Origin of the sequence: Methylobacterium aquaticum (assembly GCF_001043915.1) — a bacterium.
Lineage (GTDB): Bacteria > Pseudomonadota > Alphaproteobacteria > Rhizobiales > Beijerinckiaceae > Methylobacterium > Methylobacterium aquaticum.
This window is the reverse complement of sequence record NZ_LABX01000257.1, coordinates 1-10,230: the sequence shown is the minus strand read 5'-3', so window position 1 is coordinate 10,230 and position 10,230 is coordinate 1. Positions and strand designations below refer to the sequence as shown.

9 protein-coding genes are annotated in these 10,230 nt (G+C 71.1%); 8 read left to right on the top strand and 1 reads right to left on the bottom strand.

What is annotated here, in order from left to right; genetic code table 11:
- Together VP06_RS28175 and VP06_RS28170 are read left to right on the top strand one after the other, a co-directional pair.
- The coding region (locus VP06_RS28175) for a DUF5682 family protein (RefSeq protein ID WP_048467124.1) at positions 1–1,973 on the top strand (1,973 nt) is incomplete at its 5' end.
- The gene (locus tag VP06_RS28170; protein WP_048467123.1) at positions 1,970–3,136 is read left to right on the top strand and encodes a VWA domain-containing protein; all 1,167 of its coding nucleotides are present in this window, start codon (positions 1,970–1,972) and stop codon (positions 3,134–3,136) included. The genes VP06_RS28175 and VP06_RS28170, both read left to right, overlap by 4 nt.
- Before the next feature lie 25 nt (positions 3,137–3,161).
- Here VP06_RS28170 and VP06_RS28165 read toward each other — a convergent pair whose 3' ends face one another.
- Positions 3,162–4,409: an Hsp70 family protein gene (locus VP06_RS28165; RefSeq protein WP_048467122.1), complete on the bottom strand. Its 1,248-nt coding sequence runs from the start codon at positions 4,407–4,409 to the stop codon at positions 3,162–3,164.
- 167 nt (positions 4,410–4,576) lie between these two features.
- Between VP06_RS28165 and VP06_RS28160 the strand changes: the two genes are divergently transcribed.
- From VP06_RS28160 to VP06_RS28135, 6 genes are all read left to right on the top strand, one after another.
- Entirely contained in the window at positions 4,577–4,780 is a 204-nt protein-coding gene (locus tag VP06_RS28160) for a CsbD family protein (RefSeq protein ID WP_048430992.1), read from the top strand.
- Between the two features lie 145 nt (positions 4,781–4,925).
- Positions 4,926–5,297, top strand: a complete 372-nt coding sequence (locus tag VP06_RS28155; protein WP_048467121.1) for a CsbD family protein — start codon at positions 4,926–4,928, stop codon at positions 5,295–5,297.
- A gap of 130 nt (positions 5,298–5,427) precedes the next feature.
- Complete coding sequence (locus VP06_RS28150) at positions 5,428–6,165, top strand: NepR family anti-sigma factor (protein ID WP_048467120.1); 738 nt, start codon at positions 5,428–5,430, stop codon at positions 6,163–6,165.
- A gap of 1,091 nt (positions 6,166–7,256) precedes the next feature.
- Positions 7,257–8,045 carry a Crp/Fnr family transcriptional regulator gene (locus tag VP06_RS28145; RefSeq protein ID WP_048467119.1) on the top strand — a complete coding sequence of 263 codons (789 nt, stop codon included), beginning with the start codon at positions 7,257–7,259 and terminating at the stop codon, positions 8,043–8,045.
- A gap of 373 nt (positions 8,046–8,418) precedes the next feature.
- Entirely contained in the window at positions 8,419–8,976 is a 558-nt protein-coding gene (locus VP06_RS28140; protein ID WP_048467118.1) for a 2,4'-dihydroxyacetophenone dioxygenase family protein, read from the top strand.
- A 239-nt stretch (positions 8,977–9,215) separates the two neighbouring features.
- Positions 9,216–9,941 carry an SDR family NAD(P)-dependent oxidoreductase gene (locus VP06_RS28135; RefSeq protein ID WP_048467117.1) on the top strand — a complete coding sequence of 242 codons (726 nt, stop codon included), beginning with the start codon at positions 9,216–9,218 and terminating at the stop codon, positions 9,939–9,941.
- Positions 9,942–10,230 lie beyond the last annotated feature (289 nt).

The following is a 10,230-nucleotide window of genomic DNA, read 5'->3' as shown; positions in this document are numbered from 1 at the left end:
CGGAGGGCGATGCCGCGCCGGTCGAGGCCGAGCCGGTCGCCGACGCGGCGGAGGAACCCGCCGGCCCCATGCCGGCCCCGGCCGCGATCCGGCGCGACCCCCTCGGCGAACTCGCCGCCGCCGCCGGCTACCCGGACGGCGAACGCTGGTGGGACGCCCTGGTGGAGAGCCGGGCCGGCGCCGACGGCGACGTGTTCGCGGCGATCGCCGAGGCGATGGGCGTCCTGCGCGAGGGAGAGGCGCCCGACCCGGAGGACGGCATCCGCGAGGAGGCCCGCGAGGCCCATATGCGGGCGGCGATCCGCAAGGCCGCCAAGGAGGCGTTTTCGCGCATCGCCGTGGTCTGCGGCGCCTGGCACGTGCCGGCGCTGGCGCGCCACGACGCCAAGGGCCAGGCCAGCGCCGACACGGCCGTCCTCAAGGGCCTGCCCAAGACCAAGGTCGCCGCCGCCTGGGCGCCCTGGTCCTACGAGCGGCTGGCCACCGCCTCCGGCTACCGCGCCGGGGTGCTGTCGCCCGAATGGTATGACACGCTGTGGCACCACGAAGGCCGCGTCGCCGCCCGCTGGCTCGCCCGCGCCGCCGCGTTGCTGCGGGAGGAGGACCTCGACGCCTCGCCGGCCTCGGTGATCGAGGCGGCGCGGCTCGCCGAGGCGCTGGCGGCGTTCCGTGGGCGCTCCCGGCCCTCCCTCGACGATCTCGACGAGGCGACGCAGGCCACCCTCTGCTTCGCCGATCCGGGACCGATGGGGCTGATCCGGCGCAAGCTCGTCATCGGCGAGCGCCTCGGCGCCACGCCGCCGGACAGCCCCGGCACGCCGGTGGAGGCGGATTTCGAGGCGCAGTGCAAGCGCCTGCGGCTGAAGCCCGGCGCGGCGGCGGGCGACCTCGTCCTCGACCTGCGCAAGGAGACGGATCTCGCCCGCAGCCACTTCCTCAACCGGCTGGCGCTGATCGGCGTGCCCTGGGGCACGCGGCGCGAGGCGCGCGGGCGCGGCACCTTCAAGGAGGCGTGGTTCCTCGCCTGGCAGCCGGACTGGGTGGTGGAGCTGGTGGCGGCCTCGGCCGAGGGCGGCACCATCGCGGAGGCGGCCGCCTCCCGGGTCAAGGCGCGGGCGCGCGGCGCGCAGCGCGTCGCCGACCTGTCGGGCCTCATCGGGACCCTGCTCGATGCCGACCTGCCCGAGGCGACCGCCCAGGTGACCCGGGCGCTGGACGACCGCGCCGCAGTCTCGGCCGACGTGTTCGACCTCATGGAGGCGCTGCCGGCTCTGGCCGAACTCGCCCGCTACGGCTCCGTGCGCTCCTCCGACACCGAACCGGTGCTCGCGGTGGTGCGGGGGCTGGTGCCCCGGGCCGCCGCCGGCCTCGTCGCCGCCTGCCAGAGCCTCGACGACGATGCGGCGCGCAGCGCCAAGGCGCACCTCGTCGCCGTCTCGGGCGCGGTGGCGCTCCTGGAGGATCCCGACCTCAAGGCGACCTGGCAGGAAGCGTTGCGGGCGCTCGCCGATCAGGACCACGTCCATGGCCGCGTCGTCGGCCGGGCGGTGCGGCTCCTGTTCGACGACCGCGCCATCGACGCCGAGGAGGCCGGCACCCGCCTGCGGCTCGCCCTGTCGCGGGCCGCCGGCGCCGGGCCCGCCGCCGCCTGGATCGAGGGGTTTCTGGAAGAGAGCGGCACCGTGCTGATCCACGGCCAGGGCCTGCTCGGCGTCGTCGACGACTGGCTGGCGGGGCTCGACGAGGCCCTGTTCACCGAGTTGCTGCCGCTGATACGCCGCACCTTCGCGACCCTCGCCCCGGCCGAGCGCCGGGCGATCGGCGAGACCCTGGCGCGCGGCGGCGGCCCGGGTGCGGGGAGCGTGGACGGGCCCGAGGGGTTCGACGCGGCGCGGGCGGCCGGCGTGCTGCCGCTCCTGCGCCTGCTGCTCGCGCCCGCCACGACGGGAGACGCCACGGGAGACACGGCATGAGCGAGACCGACCGCCTGCGCCGCTGGCGCCTCGTCCTCGGCGGAGGCGCGGCGGAGGGGACCGGCTGCGCCCTGGGCGAGCGCGACCTGCACCTCGACCGGGCGCTCGGCGCCCTCTACGATTCCGACCGCAAGGGCGGATTGGGCGCTTCCGCCCCCTCCGTGCCGCGCTGGCTCGGCGACATCCGCGACTACTTCCCGGCCTCGGTCGTGCAGGTGATGCAGCGCGACGCCTTCGAGCGGCTCGACCTCAAGCGGATGCTGACCGAGCCCGAGATGCTGGAGGCGCTCCAGCCCGACGTGAACCTCGTCTCGACCCTGATCTCGATGCGCGGCCTGCTCGGCGGGCGCACCAGGGAGACCGCCCGCCTCGTGGTGCGCAAGGTGGTGGACGAGCTGATGAAGCGGCTGGAGGAGCCGGTCCGCCAGGCTGTCACCGGCGCGATCGACCGCGCCAGCATCAACCGCCGGCCGCGCCACGCCGAGATCGACTGGCACCGCACCATCCGGGCGAATCTGCGCCACTACCAGGCCGAGTACCGCACCATCATCCCGGAGACGCGGCTGGGCCACGGCCGCAAGAGCCGCGGCTCGCTCAAGGACGTGATCCTGTGCATCGACCAATCCGGCTCGATGGCGAATTCCGTGGTCTATTCAAGCATCTTCGGGGCGGTGATGGCCTCGCTCCCCGCGGTCTCGACCCGGCTCGTGGTGTTCGACACCCAGGTGGTCGATCTCACCGACGAGTTGGACGATCCGGTCGAGGTTTTGTTCTCGGTCCAGCTCGGCGGCGGCACCGACATCAACCGGGCGATGGGCTATTGCGCCTCCCGCATCACCCGGCCGGAGGACACGATCCTGGTGCTGATCTCCGACCTCTACGAGGGCGGGGTCGAGGCCGGCCTGCTCGCCCAGGCGCAGCGCCTCGTCGGGGCCGGCGTCCAGGCGGTGGCGCTGCTGGCCCTCTCCGACGAGGGCGCGCCGGCCTATGACCGGGCGCTCGCCGCCCGCCTCGCCGGCCTCGGCATGCCGGCCTTCGCCTGCACCCCCGATCTCTTCCCCGACATGATGGCGGCGGCGATCCGCAAGCAGGATCTCGGCGCCTGGGCGGCGGGGGCCGGCATCGCGGCGGTGCCGGCTTCGGGGGCAGACGGGGCGGCGTGAGAACGGCCGGTTCGAGACGCCACGCTCACCCGTAGCGCCGCGCCGCCTCCACCGTCAGCCCGAGGCCGACCGACCCGAAGGTGTCGCCCTCGACCACCCGGGCCTCCGGCGCCGCCGCCAGGATGGCGGTTCGGACCGGGGCGAGGCGGGTCGAGCCGCCGGTGAGGAACAGGGCGTCGATCTGCCCCGGATCGACCGCGGCGTCGCGCAGGCAGCGCGCGATGCAGGCCGCGATGCGCCGGGCGAGATCGGCCGAGTGGCGGGCGAGATCCGGGCGGTCGATCTCGGCCTGAAGACCCGGCTCGACCCAGCCGAGGGGCAGGTCGACCCGCTCGACCTCCGACAGGGCGATCTTGGCCGCCTCGACCTCCATCGCCAGGGTGTGGCCGCGTTCGGCCTCGATCACCGCCGCGAGGCGGTCGATCAGCTCGGGGCGCGCCACCTCGCGGCGCAAGCTGCGCAGCTCACGCAGGGTCTTGCCGTCGTAGAGCCGGTTGATCTGCGACCAGGTGGCGAGATCGTGATAATAGGCCGAGGGCACGTCGAGGCCCGGCCGCCGCATCGGGCTGCCGAGGCCGAGGAGCGGCATCACCTCGCCGACGCTCAGCGTCCGGTCGAAATCGGTGCCGCCGATCCGCACGCCGTCATTGGCCAAAATGTCGCCGGCCCGCTCCACCGCCCGGTGGCGCGCGGGACTCAAGCGCACCACCGAGAAGTCCGAGGTGCCGCCGCCGATATCGGCGATCAGCGCCACCTCCTCGCGGTCGAGCCCGCGCTCGTAATCGAGCGCCGCGGCGATCGGCTCGTACTGGAACGACACATCGGTAAAGCCGACCTCCCGGGCGATGCCGGCCAGCGCCTCCTCGGCCCGGCGGTCGCCGTCCGCGTCGCCGTCGACGAAGTGGACCGGGCGGCCATGGACCACCTGGGTCAGGGGCTCGCCGGCCTGGTCCTCCGCCCGCGCCTTCACGGCGGCGAGGTAGCGGGCGATCACCGCCCGGAACGACAGCCGCCGGCGCCCGACCGGGGTGGTCTCGTCGAGGAGGGAGGAGCCCAGCACCGATTTGAGGCTGCGCATCAGCCGGCCGGGCGCGCCCTCGACATAGGCCGCCATGGCGGCGCGCCCGATCGCCTCGTCACCGGCCGGCGGGAAGAAGATCGCGCTCGGAATCGTGACCGCCTCTCCCTCCAGCCGCGCCAGCGCGAGCCCGCCCGCCCCGATCAGGCCGAGGGTCGTGTTCGAAGTGCCGAAATCGAGGCCACAGGCCGCCATGGCGAATCTCTGCCGGAGCTGAAGGGAGGGCGCGCGACCTAGCGGGTTCCGCCGCCCTGGTCCAGCCCGGACGTGGATTCCGCCTCTGTCGCAGCGGAACAATGCGGCGTCTCGGCGGTTCGTCTGGCCTGAGCAGTCACCGAACTGCAAGAGACGAGGAGCTTCCCATGAGCAGCACCACCGACAAGATCAAGGGTCTGGCCAACGAGGCGGTCGGCAACATCAAGCAGGGCATCGGCAGCGCCACCGGCAACGATAAGCTTCAGGCCGAGGGCAAGGCCCAGGAATTGAAGGGCGAGGCGCAGAAGACCACCGGCGACGTCAAGGACGGCATCAAGAATGCCGCCGACACGGTGAAGAGCAAGCTCTGATCTGAAGGTAGATCGTGGTGCGGGCCGGCCTCGTGCCGGCTCCGCACGGCGAACGGTCGGGCCGGCTTCCCGCAGCTCAGGCGGGAGGCCGGCCTTCCGTTGTTGGGGAACGCGCGGGCGTGCGAGATCGAAGACGGAGACTGGGATGAACAGGGACCAGGTCGAGGGAGGGCTGCGCCACCTCAAGGGCCGCGGCCAGACCGCGCTCGGCGCCGTCGCCGGCCGCGCCCGGCCGCAGGCGGAGGGCGCCCTGAACCAAGTTCTCGGTGGCGCCCAATACGCTTATGGCCGCAGCCGGCAGGTCGCGGAAGGTTTGTCGCAGGACGGCGCGGCCCTCGCCGGCGAGATCGAGACCCGCGGCCGCCACGCCTACGAGCGCGGGCGCGAAGTCTATGGCGAGGCGCGCCACCGCGGCCGACAAGCCCTGCGCCGCGCCGAGTCGCATCCGACCGAGACGCTTGTCGCCGTGGCCGGCCTGGCCTTCGCGGCGGGCTGGCTCCTGAAGGGCCGCCGCTGACGGGCGTGCCGTTGCGGCCACGGCCGCGGCCTTCGTGTTGCGCTGCATCGAGGCCGGGGCGGCTTCGGCCTCGCCTCGGGGTTGCTTATGGTCTAGCTTGTGCACTCGACAGTGCCAGCCGAACGACTCGATGACCCAGAGCCAGCCCCCCGGCCTTCCGAAGACCGCCCCGGCCCTGCCCCTGTCGGTGCAGGAGCACCTGGGCGAGCGGCTTCGCGCCCATTACGCGGCGGTCGAGGAGGTGGAGGCGCCCGCCGCCTTCGCGGACCTGCTCGGCCGGCTCGATCGGGCGCTCGCCGCCCTCGGCGCTCCGAGGGAGGACCGGTTCCGCGAGGATCTGCTCGCGGCGGCGCCGGCCCTGCGGCGCTTTGCCCTGACCCTGACCGCCAACCCGGCCCGGGCCGACGACCTGGTGCAGGACACGATGCTGAAAGCCTGGCAGAACCGCGACCGGTTCGAGGCCGGCACCAATCTCAGCGCCTGGCTGTTCACGATCATGCGCAACGCCTTCTACTCGGAGCACCGCAAGCGCTCCCGCGAGGTCGAGGATGGCGAGGGCGTCTACTCCGCCCGCCTCACCTCCGCCCCCAACCAGGGCGACCGCCTCGACGTGCAGGACCTTCAGGCCGCGCTCAACAAGCTGGTGGCCGAGCAGCGCGAGGCGTTGATGCTGGTCGCCGTCGGCGACCTGTCCTACGAGGACGCGGCCGCGCTGATGCAGTGCAAGGTCGGCACGGTGAAGAGCCGGGTCTGCCGTGCCCGCGACAAGCTGGCGGAACTCCTCGGCTATTCCGGCGGCGAACTCGGGGCCGACCGGCTCACCCGCTCGGTGATGGGGCATGCCGGCGTCGTGGCCCTCGACGGCTGACCGAAGTCCGGGGCGACGACGCCAGGGCTGACCCCAGGGCCGACCTTCGGAGCCGGGCGACAGGTCTGTTCAGGCAGGAGGGTTCGTCGCCCCGCCGATCGTCGGCAGGCTGACGGCAAGCCCCGCCGTCGTCCGAGGGGATCGGCGACGAGATCGAAAGCACCGGCCCACGGCGAGGTCGTCCGGTTTCCGGACGGATCGTCTGGACGCCAGATTCGACCATCGGTCCCGGATGGCGACATCGCGACGTCGATCTCCGGCAGGGCGGCGACCGGCGAGGCCGTACACTCTTTAAGAGACCCAAGGTACGTTCGGCTCAACCATCTGACCGACCAGCGATCGCCCGGGGGTCATTCTCCGTCTCGTTCCACGCCGACCTTCGGGCGATCCGCCCTGGATAAAGCGGCCAGACGCATGATGTCGTCACCCGCCATCGGGGTGGCAAATGTCTGTCCGGACCCGCAATGACGTCGTGCACAACGCCCCTGCCCCTGCGTAAATCCGGCGATCCATCCAGACGGAGACAGCAAGCCCTCCAGGTGAGAGCCTGCCACGCATCGCCAAGCACGCGTCGTCAAGAGCGAGGGGGCGCCGTGCTGCACCGCCTGATGCCGGCCCCGTTGATGACATCGCGCACAATATATTGTGCTCCATTATTCTCCATGCCGTCTGATGTGTCGGACATCTCCCATTTCAGGTTGTCAGAACAACACATTTCGGGGATCGAGGGTTGAGAGGGAGAATAAATGTGATTGACGCGAGAAATAGCTCGCAACATATTGATGCGTAGATATGATTCTCGCGCGCGGCAGCACCGTCGATTGCCGTCGACAGGACGTCGATTATAGAATGGGATAGTATGCAGCCTCGCGCGACGTCATGCACTCGGCTGATCGGGGTAGGCCGAAATCATCCAAGCAATGTCAGAAATTTGACGGACACACGAGTGACCCGCCGTTAGAGGGAGCGTGGGCTTGCGCCCGTGGCGACACCGTGGGTTGCAGCGGCACCGGGTCGTCTCTGCCATGGTCAGGCATCCCGGCCCCCGCCCGGATTGCACAACAGCCCCTGATTTTTCGGAGACGACGACGTTGACTGCGCCGGACGAGTCGCGAGCCCCCGAGACCGATCCTTTCAGGGGCAACCTCCTGCTCGAGGCGCTCAACGCGAGCGACCGTGCCCTTCTGGCGCCGCATCTCGAGCGCGGGAAGCGGGCTCGCGGCATGGCGCTGTTTCGCGCCGGCGAGGACGTGTCGCACGTCACATTTCCGCTGCACCAGACCACCGTGACGCTGGTCTCGCGCATGCGCGACGGGCGGATGGTCGAGACCGCGACGGTGGGACACGAGGGCGCGATCGGTGGGGTCGTCAGCCACGGCTACCTGCCGGCCTTCAGCGAAGCGGTCGTGCAGGTGCCGGGAGAGGTGCTGCGCATCGATGCCGTGCAGCTGACCCGGGCCCGGGCGGCTTCCTCGTCCCTGGGCGACCTGTTCGTGCGCTACGCCGATTGCCTGCTCGCCCAGGTGCTGCAATCGGTGGCCTGCAACGCCGTCCACCCGATCGAGGAGCGCTGCCTGCGCTGGCTCCTGACCTTCCAGGACCGGCTCGGCAGCCCGGTCCTGCCGGTGACCCAGGAAATGCTGGCCGAGATGCTCGGCGTGCGCCGCACCTATCTCACCGGCGTGATCGGGTCGTTGCAGCGCCGCGGCCTGATCTCGGTGCGCCGCGGCCAGATCACCATTCTGGACCGGGCCAAGGCCGAGCACGCCGCCTGCGAATGCTACGGCAAGGTCCGGGACCACTTCCGGTCCGTGCTCGGGGCGGTCTACGCCGAGAGCGGCGCCATCGTGGCGGTCGATCCGACCCAGCGGCACGAGTGATCCGACGTCCGGACGATTCGGTCCGGACGTCGGATCGCCAGCCCGCGCGGTGGAACCGTCGGCTCCACACGCCCGAGGGAAGCGGATGTCCGCATCGCGAAGCGATCAGTCGGCAATCGGATGAGATCGACGGTCCTTGAAAACGACCGTCGGGACGATTGCCGAGTCTCCGTTCTGGACGTTCTCGCACATGCAAACCACTTAAGGCCGGGGCGAGCCGCCCGGATGGCGAGCGGCAGCGTCGGCCTGTTCCGCGCCCTCACCGTCGGGCAAGGCTGCCATGCGGCGCCACCGATTTGACAGGACGCGACCGCTCCCCAACCATTCCTGTCACGAACAAGAACGTCCACGCGATGGACGACGGGAGGATGCCATGAACGCTGCCCCACCGGCGGTCGACCCCGCCACCGGGCTCGACGCTGCCACCCTGCGGCGCATGCCGTACCAGAATCCGCAGCCGGCGGAGATCCGGCCCGACCTCGTGGTGGCGCCGGCCATCCCCGAGGACGACCGGATCTGGGTGCCCCAGGCCGACAGCGTGTGGTTCCGGCCGCTCTGCCTGAACGTCTCGGCCGGCTACTGGATGAACCTGCTCAAGGTCCGCAAGGCTGGCATCCTCAGCCGCCACCGCCATCCCGGCCCGGTCCACGCCTTCGTGCTCAAGGGCAGCTGGCGCTACCTGGAGCATGACTGGGTCGCCAGCGAGGGCGCCTATGCCTTCGAGCCGCCGGGCGAGACCCACACACTCGTGGTCGACGAGGGCGTCGAGGAGATGATCACCTATTTCCAGGTCAATGGCTGCATGTACTACGTCGACCCGTGGGGCCGGCATACCGGCTACGAGGACGTCTTCACCAAGATCGACATGTGCCGGGCGCATTACGAGACGGTCGGCCTGGGGGCGGATTACGTGGACCGCTTCATCCGCTGAAGCGCCTCGCACGACGCCGGACGAGGACCGGCTCGGCCGTCCGACGTCGAACCCGTCTTCCGGGGCAGCGACAGCGGAGCCCATCAGCCGGACCCGCCGATCGTTGAGGCTGACGCGGCACGTCATCTGTGAGCAGCCTCATTCCCCACCACCCGAAGGGGTGGATTCCGGTGTTCCAGCGTCCGGGGGCGGATACCGCCGGACGGCCGCGAGACGCCGATCCTGACGGAGACCACGGCATGACCTTCGTCCCCGATCTTCTCGCAGGGCGCACCGCCCTCGTCACCGGCGCCACCTCGGGTATCGGCGCCGGGATCGCCGAGGCCCTGGCCCGCCTCGGCGCCCGGGTCCACGCGGCGGGCATCGGTGCGGCGGCCGGCGCGATCCCGGACGGCCTCGCGCTCACCGCGCACGAACTCGACGTCACCGACGGCGACGCGGTCGCCGCCCTCGTCGGGGCCTGCGACCGGCTCGACATCGTGGTCAATTGCGCCGGCATCATCCGGCGCGGCGACGAGCACCGTCCCGAGGTGTTCGAGCAGGTGCTGGCGGTGAACCTCACCGGCACGATGCGGGTCTGCGCCGCCTCGCGGCCAAGGCTGGCGGAGACCGGCGGCACGATCGTCAACACCGCCTCGATGCTGTCGTTCTTCGGCGGCGGCCTGGTGCCGGCCTACAGCGCCAGCAAGGGCGGGGTGGCGCAACTGACGAAGTCGCTCGCCCTCGCCTATGCGCCGGACGGCATCCGGGTGAACGCGGTGGCGCCGGGCTGGATCGCCACGCCGCTGACGCAGGCGCTCCAGGACGACCCGGCCCGGGCGGGACCGATCCTGTCGCGCACGCCGCTCGGCCGCTGGGGCACGCCCGCCGACGTGGCGGCGGCTGTGACCTTCCTGGTGAGCCCGGCCGCCGCCTTCCTGACCGGGGTGGTGCTGCCGGTCGATGGCGGCTACCTCGTCGCCTGACTCAGGACCTGATCCAAGTATCTGACTTTGAATTCTATTTTCTGATAGCGGGTACCCCTCTCCCATGTGGGAGAGGGGTACCCGCGCCCGAACGAGAGGCATCCCGCACAGGTGCAACGGGCACCGATCATCGCCGCATCGCTTCATTCGCAAGGGACGGCTTATACCATCGGCCCAAGATGCTGACGCATCGGGCCGATGAACCATCTCCAATTTTCGATTCTAAGCCAAAGGCTGAGCGAAAATTGGAGAACGGAACCAACGGTCGTTTTCTTTCGACCGTAGGTAT

Excerpts from the sequence above, each read along its gene's own strand:
- VP06_RS28135 (WP_048467117.1), top strand. The coding sequence starts at position 9,216 with ATGACCTTCGTCCCCGATCTTCTCGCAGGGCGCACCGCCCTCGTCACC.
- VP06_RS28170 (WP_048467123.1), top strand. The coding sequence starts at position 1,970 with ATGAGCGAGACCGACCGCCTGCGCCGCTGGCGCCTCGTCCTCGGCGGA.
- VP06_RS28140 (WP_048467118.1), top strand. The coding sequence starts at position 8,419 with ATGAACGCTGCCCCACCGGCGGTCGACCCCGCCACCGGGCTCGACGCT.
- VP06_RS28165 (WP_048467122.1), bottom strand. The coding sequence starts at position 4,409 with ATGGCGGCCTGTGGCCTCGATTTCGGCACTTCGAACACGACCCTCGGC.
- VP06_RS28160 (WP_048430992.1), top strand. The coding sequence starts at position 4,577 with ATGAGCAGCACCACCGACAAGATCAAGGGTCTGGCCAACGAGGCGGTC.
- VP06_RS28155 (WP_048467121.1), top strand. The coding sequence starts at position 4,926 with ATGAACAGGGACCAGGTCGAGGGAGGGCTGCGCCACCTCAAGGGCCGC.
- VP06_RS28150 (WP_048467120.1), top strand. The coding sequence starts at position 5,428 with ATGACCCAGAGCCAGCCCCCCGGCCTTCCGAAGACCGCCCCGGCCCTG.